This window comes from Enterobacteriaceae endosymbiont of Donacia bicoloricornis (assembly GCF_012567955.1).
In the GTDB taxonomy this organism is placed as follows: domain Bacteria; phylum Pseudomonadota; class Gammaproteobacteria; order Enterobacterales; family Enterobacteriaceae.
The window spans coordinates 94,338-108,003 of sequence record NZ_CP046186.1; the positions used below are offsets into that span (position 1 = coordinate 94,338).

Below are 13,666 nucleotides of genomic sequence, written 5' to 3' on the forward strand. Positions count from 1 at the left end.
TTTTAAAAAAATGACTATTAATAAATGGTTAAAATATGCTTCTAATTTATTAAAACAAAATAAAATATTAACACATCAATTAGAATCAGTTATACTATTATCTTTTGTCTTAAAGAAACCTAAATCATGGATTTATGGGTTTAATGAAACTAAAATAAATTTTAAACAATTTAAAATATTACAAAATTTTTTAAAAAGAAGAATTCAAGGAGAACCTATTGCCTATTTATTAGGTTTTTGTGAATTTTGGTCATTAAAAATTTATGTTTCGCCTTTTGTTCTAATACCTAGAAAAGATACAGAAGTTTTAATAAATGTTGTTTTTAAAAAAATTAATAATAATGTAAAAAAAATTTTAGATTTAGGAACTGGAAGTGGTGCCATAGCATTAGCAATTGCTTCTAAATATAAATTCCTTAAAATTACAGCTATAGATATTTCTAAACGAATTATTAATTTAGCAAAATACAATGCTAAAGCATTATATATTCATAATATCAATTTTTTCGTAAGTAATTGGTTTAATAATTTAAGAAATAATAAATTTGATATTATAATTAGTAATCCACCTTATATAAGTAATTATGAATATTATCAACTAAAAAAAGAATTAAAATTTGAACCTATTAAATCATTAATATCATTAAATAATGGATTATCAGATTTAATTTATATTATTCGTAAATCTATATATTATTTAAATAATAATGGATGGTTAATATTAGAACATGGATACAAACAAGGGTATATTTTAAAAAAAATATTTAAAATTAATAACTTCAAAAATATATCACAATTTTATGATATACAAAAACATCATAGAGTTATTTGTGGACAAAAATTTAAAAAAAATTAATAATTTGAATTATTTTAATAATAATATTTTTAATATATTTAAAAGAAATATTTTGTTATTATTAATAATAAATTAAATATTTTAAAAATAAAAAATGACACAAAATGATAATTTAAAAAAAATAAATCTATCTAATAAATTATTAGAAATAGATCATAGAAGTATAGGTAAAAAATTAAATTTATATCATTTTCAAAATGAATCACCAGGAATGGTTTTTTGGCATAATGATGGTTATATTATTTTTAAAGAATTAAAAAAACTATTACGTTTAAAATTAAATAAATATAACTATCTAGAGGTAAAAACTCCATTAATTACTGATTTTACTATTTGGGAAAAAACAGGACATTGGAAAATTTATAAAGAATCTATTTTTACTACTTGTTCAGAAAATAGAAATTATTGTATAAAACCTATGAATTGTCCTGCTCATATTCAAATATTTCAACAGAAATTAAAATCATATAGAGATTTACCTTTAAGAATTGCAGAATTTGGTATTTGTCACAGAAACGAACCATCAGGTTCTTTACATGGTTTAATGAGATTAAGAAATTTTACACAAGATGATGCTCATATTTTTTGTACAAAAAATCAAATGATAAAAGAAATAGAATATTGTATTAATATGATGTATGATATTTATCATCTTTTTGGATTTAAAAAATTTCTTGTGAAATTATCAACTAGACCATCAAATAAAATTGGAGATAATAAGATTTGGGATCAAGCAGAAAATAATTTATCTTATATTTTAAAAAAATTAAATATTAATTTTGGATATCAAATAGGAGAAGGAGCTTTTTATGGACCTAAAATTGAATTTTCTTTTTTTGATTGTTTAAATAGAGAATGGCAATGTGGGACAATACAATTAGATTTTACATTACCAAAATGTTTAAATTTATTTTATATAAACAAAGAAAACAAACATAGTACTCCAATAATAATTCATCGTGCTATTTTAGGTTCATTAGAAAGATTTATAGGAATTCTTCTTGAAGAATTTTCTGGATATTTACCTCTTTGGTTATCACCAATTCAGATTATAATATTGAATATTGGGAAAAAACACATTAAATATGTTTTAAAAATATTTAAAATAATTAAAAAAAATAATATTCGTGTTAAATATGATATAAATAACGAAAAAATTTCATTTAAAATTAGAAAATATGCTATACAACATATTCCATATATTTTAATATGTGGAGATAAAGAAGTTAATAATAATATTCTCTCTGTGAGAGATTGTTTTGGTAAAAACTTGGGATTTATGAAAATCCATGATATTATTAAAAAAATAACAGAAGAAATTAATAATTATTATATTAATAAAAAAAAATAAGAGAGGTGAAATATTAAAATTGGGAAAAAAACTATGCAATTATTAAAACCTAATAGAATTAATCAAAATATTAGGAGTAAAATTGTAAGATTAATAGGATTAAATGGTGAACAAATTGGTATCATTAATTTGAAAGAAGCTTTAATAAAAGCAGAAGATACAGGATTTGATTTAGTAGAAATTAGTCCTAATTCTAAACCTCCTGTTTGTCGTATTATGGATTATGGTAAATTTTTATATGCAAAAAATAAAGCTTCCAAAGAACAAAAAAAAAAACAAAAGATAATACATTTAAAAGAAATTAAATTTCGTCCAGGAACAGATATAGGTGATTATAAAGTAAAATTACGTAACTTGATTCGTTTTTTAAAAAAAGGAGATAAAATAAAAGTTACTTTAAGATTTAGAGGAAGAGAAATGATGCATACTAAATTAGGATTTTCAATGTTAAATCGTATAAAAAATGATTTAAATAAATTGGCTACAGTAGAATCGTTTCCATCTAAAGTTGAAAGTAGACAAATTATAATGATTCTAATACCAAAAAAATAATTATTAATAATCTGGATTTAATATGAATAAATTAAAAACAGTACGTAGTGCTGCAAAACGTTTTAAAAAAACAGGTACTGGTCTTTTTAAACATAAAAAAGCTAATTCAAGACATTTGTTAACCAAAAAAAACAAAAAAAGAAAAAGATTTCTAAGACAAAAAAAAATAGTTAAAAAAGGAGATTCATATTCTTTAAAAATTTGTTTACCTTATATATAAAATATAGGTAATTATATTAAATATAATAATTATAGGAATTTAAATTATATGGTAAGAATTAAACGTGGAGTAACAGCAAAAGCAAGACATAAAAAAATAATAAAACAAGCTAAAGGATATTATGGGGCAAGATCTAGAACTTATCGTTCTGCTTTTCAAGCAGTAATTAAATCAGGACAATATGCTTATAGAGATAGAAAACAAAAAAAAAGAAAATTTCGACAATTATGGATTATAAAAATTAATGCAGCAGCTCGTCAACAAAATATGTCTTATAACTGTTTAATATATAAATTAAAAAAAAATAATATTAATATCAATAGAAAAATATTAGCTAATATAGCTATGTTTGATAATTCATCTTTTAATAAATTAATAAATTTTTCAAAAAATTAAATTATTAATTTTATTTATTAAATTTAAATATTTCCTATAAAATTTAATTTTATTAAAATAAATAAGTATTTATGTTATATTAATGAGAATATCATATATGATATCTGATGATATAGTTGTTATTGCAAAAAAAGAAATTTATACAGTAAAAAATATTACTGAGTTAAATATATTAAAAGTTAAATATTTAGGTAAAAAAGGATATATTAAAACACAATTTTTATTAATAAAAAATTTAAAAAAAGAAGAAAAAATTAATAAAAGTATTATTCTAAATCAACAAAAAAAAAAAATAAAAAAAATAATAATAAAACGCCAAAAAGAAATAGAATTAGAAAAAAATAATAAAAATTTTTTAAATCAAAAAATTGATATTTCATTACCTGGAAAATATATTGAAATGGGATCTGAACATCCTATAAAAAATATAATTAATAAAATTGAAAAATTTTTTGTAAAAATTGGATTTGAAATAGTTGTAGGTCCAGAGATAGAAGATGTTTATCATAATTTTGATGCATTAAATATTCCTAAACATCATCCTATAAGAACAGAACAAGATACATTTTGGTTAGATAAAAATATTTTATTACGTACTCAAACTTCTAATGTTCAAATTAGAATAATGAAAAGATCAAAACCTCCTATACGTATATTAACTTCTGGAAAAGTATATCGTAATGATTACGATAGTAATCATACCCCGATGTTTCATCAAATAGAAGGATTATTTATTGATAAAAAAATAACTTTTATTGATTTAAAAAGTATATTAATTTTATTTTTAAATTTTTTTTTTGGTAAAAAATGTAAGATACGTTTTAGACCTTCTTATTTTCCTTTTACAGAACCTTCTTTAGAAGTAGATATTTTAAATCAAAAAAAAAAATGGATAGAAATTTTAGGAGCAGGAATGATACATCCTAATGTATTGAAAAATGTTAAAATAAATTTCTCTAAATATACTGGATATGCTTTTGGATTAGGTGTGGAAAGATTAGCTATGTTATATTATAATATTCAAGATATTCGTCTTTTTTATGAAAATGATATACGTTTTCTTAAACAATTTAAATTCAATAATTTTATATGATTAAATTTAGTGAATTATGGTTACATAAATGGTTAAATTATAATAAAGATATTAATTCTTTATTAAAAGAAATAACAATGTTAGGATTTGAAGTTGAAAAAATTGAACCTTTAAAAGAAAATATAATTTTTGATAATCTTTTAGTAGGAGAAATAATTAAATTTTCTTTATATCAAAAAAAACCTAAAATTTTTAAATTAAATATATTAATTAATAATACAAAATTATTAAAAATATTTTCTGATATAAATAACTTAGAAAGTAAAACTAAAATTATTTTAGCTACTAAACATTCTTCTTTATATAAAAAATATATTAAAATTCCAAAATATTCTTTTTTATTAAAATCTGAAGGCTTATTATGTTCTCATAAAATTTTAAATACTTATCAAAATTATTTTTTAAAAAATAGTTTAATAAAACTACCTCTTAATAGTAAGAATGGGGAAAATGCGAATAAATATTTATACATAAATGAAAAAATTTTACATATTAATATACCAACTAATAGAATTGATTGTTTAAGTATATTAGGATTTACTAGAGATTTGTCGGTATTAGATAAAATTTTTTTTTTTAAAAAACCATACAATAATTTTTTAATTAAAGATACAAAAAAATATAAAATTGATATTATTATTAATAATAATATTAATAATGAATTATATCAATATAATTATTGTATAATTAAAAATATTGATCTTAAAAAAAAAATTCCACAATTTATTAAAAATAGATTATTTCAATCCGGGATTGAAATTATATCTAAAAATCCATTATTAAACATTTATAATTATATAATTTTAGAATTAGGATATCCAATACAATTTTATGATCTTAATAAAATTAAAGGAAAAATTTATATTGAAAATTGGAAAAAAAATAAATATAATTTTTTAAATTTCGAAATTCAAAATATTAAATCAATAATAAGTGATGATCTCTTAATTATAAGAGATAAACATAAAATTTTATCTATACCAGGAATTAGACAAAATAAAGACGTTATAGTAACATTAACAACAAAAGATATTTTAATAGAATGTTTTTATATAAAAAAAAAATATTTTACATCTTTATTTAATAAAAATCATTCTTTTAATGATATTTCTAATATTTATAATAGATATTTAGATCCTTTAATACAAAAAGAAGTTATGATCAGAACAATAAATTTAATATTAGAAATATTCGGTGGGAACAGAAGTAAAATTTATACAATTAATATTAATAATATTAATAATTTACAAAAAACAATTAAATTTTCATTTAAAAATATATATAAAATATTAGGTTTCTATATATTAGAAAAAAATATAATTAAAATTTTAAATAAACTAGGTTTTTTAATTATAAAAAAAACTGATAATAATTGTATTATTACAATACCTAGTTGGCGTAATGACATAAATATTGAAGAGGATTTAATAGAAGAAATTATACGTGTATATGGATATAATAAAATTCCTAACAAAATTAAAATATATTTAATTAAAAAAAATATTTTAAAAAATGAATCAAAATTAAAACAAACAAAAATTAATTTAAAAAAAATTAAAAATATTTTAATTTATAAAGGATATTATGAAGTAATTAATTACAGTTTTATTAATCCTGTAATACAATCAATTTTATATCCAAAAACAAAACAAATTAAAATTATTAATCCTCTTACAACTGAAACATCTGTTATGCGTAATTCTTTATCATATGGATTAATAAATAATATTATCTATAATCAAAATAGACAACAAAAAAATTTACGTTTTTTTGAATATGGATTATGTTTTTTTAAAAATTTAAAGAAAAAAATGGGAATTTCACAAAAATTAATGTTATCTGGAATAATAAATGGTAATTTATATTCTGATTATTGGAATGAAAAAAATAAATTAATAAATTTTTACGATATAAAAGGTGATATAGAATATATATTTAATTTTTTTAATAAATATAATAAAATAGAGTTCCGTAAACAAAAAAATAAAAACACAATATTTCATCCATATATAAATTCATTAATATATATTAATAATATTAATATTGGATCTGTTGGGATGTTACATCCTAAATTAATGAATTATTTTAATATAAACTATGATACTTTTTTATTTGAAATTTTTTTTGAAAAAATTACTATTAATGATATTTTTAATTTTCAAAAAATTATACATTATCCAATAAATAAAAGAGATATTTCTTTTTTTATAAAAGAAAATATCTATTACATAGATATTTTGTCTTTTTTAAAAAAGTTAAAATTAAAAGAAATAATAAAAATTAACTTAATTGATATATATCAAGGAGATAATGTACCAATAGGATATAAAAATATTACACTAAGTTTTCTAATACAAAATAAAAATTATACATTAAATGAACAAGAAATTAATCAAATTATAAATAAATGTATTTTAGAATTAAAAAGAAAATTTCAAATTTTATCAAGAAATTAACATTAATAATAATAATAAAATTTTTAATTAATTTAATTAATAAAATATTGAAATTAAAAATAATATATATTATTTATATAATAAATATATTTTTATAAAAAAGTAAAATAATGTTTACAGGTATTGTTCAATCTATAGGAAAAATTCAAAATATAATTTTAAATAAAAATTTATATTTTTTATATATAAAAACAAATAAAAAATTTATAAAAAATTTAAAAATAGGCGAATCTATTTCCAATAATGGGTGTTGTTTAACAATTATTAAATTATATAATAATATTATTACGTTTAATATAATTAAACACACATTTAATATTACAACATTTAAAAAAATAAAAATTGGAGATTATGTAAATTTAGAAAAACCTATTAAAATAAATAATTATATTGGAGGTCATATTGTATTAGGTCATATTACTGATACAGCTATTATTACTAATATTAAAAATTATAATTCTTCAAAAATTTTATGGATAAAACCTAATAATATTTTACAAATGAATTATATTTTAGAAAAAGGATCTATATGTGTAGATGGAGTTAGTCTAACAATAGATAGAATATTAAAAAATAAATTTAGTGTAAATATAATTCCAGAAACATTATCTAAAACTACATTATCTAAAAAAAATATTTGTAATTATGTAAATATTGAAACTGATATATATATCAGAAGTATTATTCAAACTGTAAAAAAATTATATAATAATACAAAATATTTAACATAAAATAAAATGAAAAAAGGAATATTAATGATAAAAAAAAATAAAATAGATATTTTAAAAAAATTAAAAGATCGTAATATTCTTTATCAAGTAACTAATAAAAATAATTTATATAAAATTTTAAATGAAAAAAAAATTAATCTTTATTGTGGTTTTGATTTAACAGCAGATAGTTTACATATAGGACATTTGATACAATTAATTACACTTAAATACTTTCAAGAATTAGGACATAAACCAATAATTTTATTAGGTGGAGCAACAAGTTTAATTGGAGATCCTAGTTTTAAACTTAAAAAAAGAAAGATAAATTTCATAAATAACATAAATCTATGGTGTCAAAAAATTAGTTTACAGATAAATAATTTTTTAGATTTTAATTGTGGTAGTAATAGTGCTATTATTATTAATAATTATGAATGGTTTCATAGAATGGATATTCTTTTTTTTTTAAAAAAAATTGGTAAATATTTTTGTGTTAATCAAATGATTAATAAAGATGCAATAAAAAAAAGGATGATAAATAATAATAATGAAGGAATTTCTTTTACTGAATTTTCTTATAATTTACTACAATCATATGATTTTGCTTATTTAAACAAAAATTTTGATGTTATACTCCAAATTGGAGGTTCAGATCAATGGGGACATATTGTATCTGGAATAGATTTAACAAAAAAAATATGTAAAAAAAAAGTTTTTGGATTAACTACTAATTTAATAATTAAAAATGATGGAAAAAAATTTGGTAAAACTGAAAACGAAACTATTTGGTTAGATCAAAAAAAAACCAGTACATATAAATTTTTTCAATATTGGTTAAATATCCCAGATTCAATTGTATTTAATTTTTTAAATATGTTTACTAATTATGAATTAAAAATTATTAACAGTTTTAATAAAAAAAAAAATAATGTTAAAAAAAAAAGCCCACAATATCTTTTAGCAGAATATATGACTAATATGGTGCATGGAAAAGATAATTTAATAATATCAAAAAAAATAACTAATTTACTTTTTTATAAAAATATAAACAATTTTTCAGAAAATGATTTTTTAATATTATCTAAAAATATTAAATATCTTTATTTAGAAAATAAAAATATTAATTTACAAACAGTACTAATTTTAAGTAAATTTACATCTTCTAAAAATAGAGCTTCTATTTTAATAAAATCAAATTCAATATATATCAATAATGAAAGCATTTCTGATATTTCATTTACATTTGCAAAATATCATAAAAAATTCAATCATTTCACTTTATTACGTAAAGGTAAAAAAAATTTTTGTTTAATTTATTGGAAATAAAATAAACACATATTTAAAAATATTATTTATGCGTTCTAGAGGATTTGAACCTCTGACTTTCACCATGTCATAGTGACACTCTACCACTGAGTTAAGAACGCATAAAAAACACTAATTAAATAGTATCCCATTTATTTATAGAAATCAATTTTTTTGTATTTTTATTATACGTAATAAAATAAATAATGTTGAAAATACTAATCCAATATTAAATCCAATCCAAAATCCTGATGGGCCCATAGGATGGGAAGTAATCAAACTAGTAATAGATAAAATATATCCAATAGGTAAACTTATAATCCAATAAGATATAAATGTAATAAAAAAAATATATTTATTATCTTTATATCCTTTTAAAATACCAGATCCAATAATCTGAATAGAATCTAAAAATTGATAAAAAGAAGCTAACAATATTAAATGAGATGATAAATTCACAATATTTTTATTAGGATTATATAATGTGGCAATTTTTTTTCTAAAAAAAATACTTATTAAAGTAATTAAAATAGATATTATTATTCCTGTAATTTGAGAAATCCAACTAACAATCTTTGCTTTATTTGTATGACCTAAACTTAAATAAACTCCTATTAATAGAGTAGTAGCAATACTTAATGATAAAGGAAAAATAAAAATTAAAGAACTAAAATTTATAGCTATTTGATGGCTAATAATATCATCTATTTTCATAAAATATGAAATTAATAATGAAATAATACTAAATAACATAATTTCAAAAAAAACAGATAATCCAATAGGTATACCTATTTTTAAAATTTTTTTTAAAATTTTAAAATCTATATTTTTTGAAAAATTAAAAAAATTAATTTTTTTAAAATATACTGATTTAGACATCCATATTATGGTTATAATAAATAATATCCAATATATTAATACTATAGCGTAACTACATCCTAAAACTCCTAATGAGGGTATATAATTAAAACCATGTATTAGGATATAATTAATTGGAATATATAAAATTACTCCAATCCAACTTATAATCATATCTGGTATTGTTAATGATAATGATATACATATACAACGTAATATCTGTAATAATAAATATCCTGGTATACTCCAAATAATAATGTTTAAAAATTTTTTAATTTTTAAAACAAAAATTTTATTATAAAATAATAATGATATTAAAAATTTTATTTGATATAAAGCAAACATCATTATAAATGATAATATTATTACTAATAGATATGACTGCTTAATATAATTTATTATTTTTTTATTATTTTTAGAGATATATAATTTTGTAATAATAGGAATTAAAGATAAAAAAATACCATTACCAAATAATATTATTGGCAACCAAATTGATATTCCTATTGATAATACTGTTATATCAATTTTATTAAAAGAACTAGACATAATCATATTAATAATACTTATTAAAGTATAAGCTATTTGTGTTAAAATTATAGGAATAGTAATGTTAAATAATTTTTTTATTTCAATTAAATATTTTTGCACGTATAACCTTTTTAATTTTGTTTAAATTTAAAAAAAAGAGATTTTATTAAAAAAATAATATTTTACTTTTTATAAACTTTAAATTATTATTATATAAATAATTATTTTGATTTAATTATTTTTTTATTTTAAATAAAATAGAGAATTTTATGAAAATTTTTAATAAAATTAAAAAACAAATTAATAATAATCCTATTATTTTATATATGAAAGGTAATCCAATATATCCCCAGTGTGGTTTTTCTGATAAAGCTGTAAAAATTATTTCATTTTATAAAATAAAATTTACTTATGTTGATGTTTTAAAATATCCAGATATTAGAAAACATTTACCTAAATACGCTAATTGGCCAACATTTCCCCAATTATGGGTTAATAAGGAATTAATAGGAGGTTATGACATATTATATATGTTACATAATAATAATAAATTAAAAAATATTTTAAATTTTAAAAAAAAATAATTATTCAATAAAAATTAATATAAAGAAGAAGGAGGCCATCCACCCTTTTTTTTCCATTTATTAACTAATTTACAAAATAATTTAGCAGTACGATTAGTATCATATAAAGCTGAATGTGCTTGGTTGTTATCAAATGAGATACCAATTGCATGACATGACTTAGCTAAAACTGTTTGGCCTAGAATTAATCCACACATTGATGTTGTATCAAATACAACAAAAGAATGAAATGGATTATCATTTTCTAATCTTGTACGTTTTACAGCTTCCATAATAAAACTATGATCAAAAATTGCATTATGAGCTACCATAACTGCTTTTTTACATTTATTTATCTTTATATCTTGAGAAATTTTTTTAAAAATTATTTTTAAAGCTTTTTTTTCAGTTATAGCCCCCCTTAAAGAAGTATTAATATTGATTCCATTAAAAGCTAATGCTTCTGGAGAAATATTTGATCCTTTAAAAGGTAAAATATGAAAATGTAATGTTTCATTTGTTTCTAACCAACCATTGTACATTTTTAATGTTATTAAACTTATTTCTAATATAGCATTAGATTTAGAATCTAATCCTGAAGTTTCAATATCAATTACAACAGGATAAAAACCTCTAAATCTAGAGGATAATAGATCTAATTTTGATAAGTTATTCATTTTTATTCTTTAAATTTTTATTTAAAAATATTTTATATTAATATTACTTACATAAGTAAATTATACTTTTATCAAAAAAATTACAAGTATAAAATATTTTATATATGTTTATATTATAAAAAATATTAATGTAATTAATAAAATTATTTTAAATAAAAATAATTTTAGTAATTAAAGGTGATAAAATGTTAACAAAAATAATTAAATTTAAACAAAATAATTTTTCATTTTATGTAATATATTTATATAATAATCAACCTGAACTTATATTTAATGCAATTAAAGAAAAAATAAATCATTCTCCTATATTTTTTAAAAAAATATCAGTTATTATAAATATTAATTATATAAAAAATGAAATAGATTGGAAAAAAGTTTATAATGCTATTATCTCTACAGGAATTAATATAATAGGAGTAATTGGTTGTAATAATAAAAATATAATTAAAAGTATAAATAATACTGGCATACCTATTTTATTTACAAATAATAAAGATCAAAAAAAAAATCAAAATAATGATTTTAAAAAACAAAAAAAAAATGTTAATAATATAAAACAAAAATCTATTATTCAAATAATAAAAGAAAAAAATTCTTTATCATTAAATAAAAATATTATTTATAATAAAAGCAAAATTATTTATAATCCAATTAGATCTGGACAACAAATTTATGCTTATAATAGTGATTTAATTATTATAAATAATGTTAGTACAGGTGCTGAATTAATAGCAGATGGTAATATTCATATTTATGGTTTTATGAGAGGAAAAGCTTTATCAGGAGCTAATGGAGATAAAAATTGTCAAATTTTTTGTACTCAATTATTTGCAGAATTATTATCTATAGCTGGGGAATATTTACTTCAAGAACAAATCCCTAATAAATTTTTGGGAAAATCATCAAGAATATATTTAAACAATAAAGTATTAACAATAAAATCATGTAGTTAAATTTTATTTAAATTTACTATAAAAGGAAATTCTAATGCGTATAATTGTTGTTACTTCAGGTAAAGGAGGGGTAGGAAAAACTACTTCTAGTGCTGCTATAGCTACAGGATTAGCCAAATATGGTAAAAAAACTGTTGTTATTGATTTTGATATCGGATTACGTAATCTTGATTTAATCATGGGTTGTGAAAGAAGAGTAGTATATGATTTTATTAATGTTTTACAAGGAGAAGCAACATTAAATCAAGCTTTAATAAAAGATAAACAAAACAAAAATTTATATATTCTACCTGCCTCACAAACAAAAAATAAAGATGCCTTAACTTATAAGGGTGTAGAAATAATTTTTAAAAATTTACATAGAATGAATTTTGATTTTATCATTTGTGATTCACCTGCAGGTATTGAAACTGGTGCTTTAACTGCATTATATTTTGCAGATGAAGCTATTATTACGACTAATCCTGAAATTTCTTCTATTAGAGATTCTGATAGAATATTAGGTATTATTGCTTCACAATCAAAAAGAGCCAAATATGAAGAAGAACCTATTAAAGAATATTTATTATTAACACGTTATAATCCAAAAAGGGTAGACTGTGGAGATATGTTAAGTATTGATGATATTATTGAAATTTTAGGTATTCAGATAATAGGTGTTATACCAGAAGATTCTTTAGTTTTAAGAGCATCAAATCAGGGTAAAAGTATAATTTTACATAATAATTCTAATGCTTCCCTAGCATATAATGATACTGTTAGACGTTTATTAGGGGAAAAAATTCCTTTACGTTTTATAAAAAATGAAAAAAAAAGTTTTTTACAACGTTTATTTTGGAGATAATATGAATTTTATTAATTTTTTTTTATCAAAAAAAAAAAAAACTGCTAATATTGCTAAAAAAAGATTACAAATTATTATATCTGAAGAATCAAAAAAAGGATATGTATATCCTTATTATATAGTACAATTAAAACAAGAAATATTAAAAGTAATTTCTAAATATGTTGAAATTAATCCTAATATGATTAATATAGAACTAGATGATAAGAAAAAAAATATATCAAAATTAGAATTAAATATTACGTTACCAAAAACTAAAAATTCTTTTAAAAAGAAAAACAATAAATAAGAATTAAAA

15 protein-coding genes and 1 tRNA gene are annotated in these 13,666 nt (G+C 18.5%); 13 read left to right on the forward strand and 3 right to left on the reverse strand.

Features of this window, described 5'->3' with window-relative positions:
* Positions 1-10 precede the first annotated feature (10 nt).
* From prmC to tyrS, 9 genes are all read left to right on the forward strand, one after another.
* Positions 11-856 (forward strand): peptide chain release factor N(5)-glutamine methyltransferase, encoded by an 846-nt coding sequence (prmC, locus tag GJU03_RS00495; RefSeq protein WP_168918750.1) that lies wholly within the window; start codon positions 11-13, stop codon positions 854-856.
* A gap of 94 nt (positions 857-950) precedes the next feature.
* Positions 951-2,207 (forward strand): threonine--tRNA ligase, encoded by a 1,257-nt coding sequence (gene thrS / locus GJU03_RS00500; protein ID WP_168918751.1) that lies wholly within the window; start codon positions 951-953, stop codon positions 2,205-2,207.
* A 33-nt stretch (positions 2,208-2,240) separates the two neighbouring features.
* Positions 2,241-2,759, forward strand: coding sequence for a translation initiation factor IF-3 (gene infC, locus GJU03_RS00505; RefSeq protein WP_168918752.1), 519 nt, complete (start codon positions 2,241-2,243; stop codon positions 2,757-2,759).
* A 22-nt stretch (positions 2,760-2,781) separates the two neighbouring features.
* Positions 2,782-2,979, forward strand: coding sequence for a 50S ribosomal protein L35 (gene rpmI / locus GJU03_RS00510; protein WP_168918753.1), 198 nt, complete (start codon positions 2,782-2,784; stop codon positions 2,977-2,979).
* A 48-nt stretch (positions 2,980-3,027) separates the two neighbouring features.
* Positions 3,028-3,375, forward strand: coding sequence for a 50S ribosomal protein L20 (gene rplT, locus GJU03_RS00515; protein WP_168918754.1), 348 nt, complete (start codon positions 3,028-3,030; stop codon positions 3,373-3,375).
* Between the two features lie 97 nt (positions 3,376-3,472).
* A complete protein-coding gene (gene pheS / locus GJU03_RS00520; RefSeq protein ID WP_168918755.1) occupies positions 3,473-4,468 on the forward strand; it encodes a phenylalanine--tRNA ligase subunit alpha in 996 nt (331 codons plus the stop codon).
* The gene (gene pheT, locus GJU03_RS00525) at positions 4,465-6,924 is read left to right on the forward strand and encodes a phenylalanine--tRNA ligase subunit beta (RefSeq protein WP_168918756.1); all 2,460 of its coding nucleotides are present in this window, start codon (positions 4,465-4,467) and stop codon (positions 6,922-6,924) included. The genes pheS and pheT overlap by 4 nt, the downstream gene beginning before the upstream one ends.
* Positions 6,925-7,034: 110 nt before the next feature.
* Positions 7,035-7,655 (forward strand): riboflavin synthase, encoded by a 621-nt coding sequence (locus GJU03_RS00530; RefSeq protein WP_168918757.1) that lies wholly within the window; start codon positions 7,035-7,037, stop codon positions 7,653-7,655.
* A 24-nt stretch (positions 7,656-7,679) separates the two neighbouring features.
* Positions 7,680-8,963, forward strand: coding sequence for a tyrosine--tRNA ligase (gene tyrS, locus GJU03_RS00535; RefSeq protein WP_168918758.1), 1,284 nt, complete (start codon positions 7,680-7,682; stop codon positions 8,961-8,963).
* Positions 8,964-8,992: 29 nt separating this feature from the next.
* Here tyrS and GJU03_RS00540 read toward each other — a convergent pair.
* Positions 8,993-9,064 (reverse strand) — tRNA-Val (locus GJU03_RS00540).
* Positions 9,065-9,107: 43 nt separating this feature from the next.
* Complete coding sequence (locus GJU03_RS00545) at positions 9,108-10,451, reverse strand: MATE family efflux transporter (protein ID WP_168918759.1); 1,344 nt, start codon at positions 10,449-10,451, stop codon at positions 9,108-9,110.
* 149 nt (positions 10,452-10,600) lie between these two features.
* Between GJU03_RS00545 and grxD the strand changes: the two genes are divergently transcribed.
* On the forward strand, positions 10,601-10,915 hold the full coding sequence (grxD, locus tag GJU03_RS00550; RefSeq protein WP_168918760.1) for a Grx4 family monothiol glutaredoxin: 315 nt from the start codon (positions 10,601-10,603) through the stop codon (positions 10,913-10,915).
* A gap of 14 nt (positions 10,916-10,929) precedes the next feature.
* Here the strand turns inward: grxD and rnt are convergent, their stop codons facing one another.
* The gene (gene rnt / locus GJU03_RS00555; protein WP_168918761.1) at positions 10,930-11,571 is read right to left on the reverse strand and encodes a ribonuclease T; all 642 of its coding nucleotides are present in this window, start codon (positions 11,569-11,571) and stop codon (positions 10,930-10,932) included.
* A 185-nt stretch (positions 11,572-11,756) separates the two neighbouring features.
* Between rnt and minC the strand changes: the two genes are divergently transcribed.
* Genes minC through minE form a run of 3 tightly spaced genes read left to right on the forward strand, consistent with a single transcriptional unit; the run spans position 11,757 to position 13,657 of the window.
* Positions 11,757-12,524: a septum site-determining protein MinC gene (gene minC, locus GJU03_RS00560; RefSeq protein ID WP_168918762.1), complete on the forward strand. Its 768-nt coding sequence runs from the start codon at positions 11,757-11,759 to the stop codon at positions 12,522-12,524.
* Between the two features lie 34 nt (positions 12,525-12,558).
* Positions 12,559-13,368, forward strand: a complete 810-nt coding sequence (minD, locus tag GJU03_RS00565; RefSeq protein ID WP_168918763.1) for a septum site-determining protein MinD — start codon at positions 12,559-12,561, stop codon at positions 13,366-13,368.
* A 1-nt stretch (position 13,369) separates the two neighbouring features.
* Positions 13,370-13,657: a cell division topological specificity factor MinE gene (gene minE / locus GJU03_RS00570; protein WP_168918764.1), complete on the forward strand. Its 288-nt coding sequence runs from the start codon at positions 13,370-13,372 to the stop codon at positions 13,655-13,657.
* Positions 13,658-13,666 lie beyond the last annotated feature (9 nt).

Coding starts and splice junctions, on each gene's coding strand:
- rnt (WP_168918761.1), bottom strand. CDS start 11,571: ATGAATAACTTATCAAAATTAGATCTATTATCCTCTAGATTTAGAGGT.
- rplT (WP_168918754.1), top strand. CDS start 3,028: ATGGTAAGAATTAAACGTGGAGTAACAGCAAAAGCAAGACATAAAAAA.
- minE (WP_168918764.1), top strand. CDS start 13,370: ATGAATTTTATTAATTTTTTTTTATCAAAAAAAAAAAAAACTGCTAAT.
- minD (WP_168918763.1), top strand. CDS start 12,559: ATGCGTATAATTGTTGTTACTTCAGGTAAAGGAGGGGTAGGAAAAACT.
- minC (WP_168918762.1), top strand. CDS start 11,757: ATGTTAACAAAAATAATTAAATTTAAACAAAATAATTTTTCATTTTAT.
- prmC (WP_168918750.1), top strand. CDS start 11: ATGACTATTAATAAATGGTTAAAATATGCTTCTAATTTATTAAAACAA.
- rpmI (WP_168918753.1), top strand. CDS start 2,782: ATGAATAAATTAAAAACAGTACGTAGTGCTGCAAAACGTTTTAAAAAA.
- GJU03_RS00530 (WP_168918757.1), top strand. CDS start 7,035: ATGTTTACAGGTATTGTTCAATCTATAGGAAAAATTCAAAATATAATT.
- grxD (WP_168918760.1), top strand. CDS start 10,601: ATGAAAATTTTTAATAAAATTAAAAAACAAATTAATAATAATCCTATT.
- thrS (WP_168918751.1), top strand. CDS start 951: ATGACACAAAATGATAATTTAAAAAAAATAAATCTATCTAATAAATTA.
- tyrS (WP_168918758.1), top strand. CDS start 7,680: ATGATAAAAAAAAATAAAATAGATATTTTAAAAAAATTAAAAGATCGT.
- infC (WP_168918752.1), top strand. CDS start 2,241: ATGCAATTATTAAAACCTAATAGAATTAATCAAAATATTAGGAGTAAA.
- pheT (WP_168918756.1), top strand. CDS start 4,465: ATGATTAAATTTAGTGAATTATGGTTACATAAATGGTTAAATTATAAT.
- pheS (WP_168918755.1), top strand. CDS start 3,473: ATGATATCTGATGATATAGTTGTTATTGCAAAAAAAGAAATTTATACA.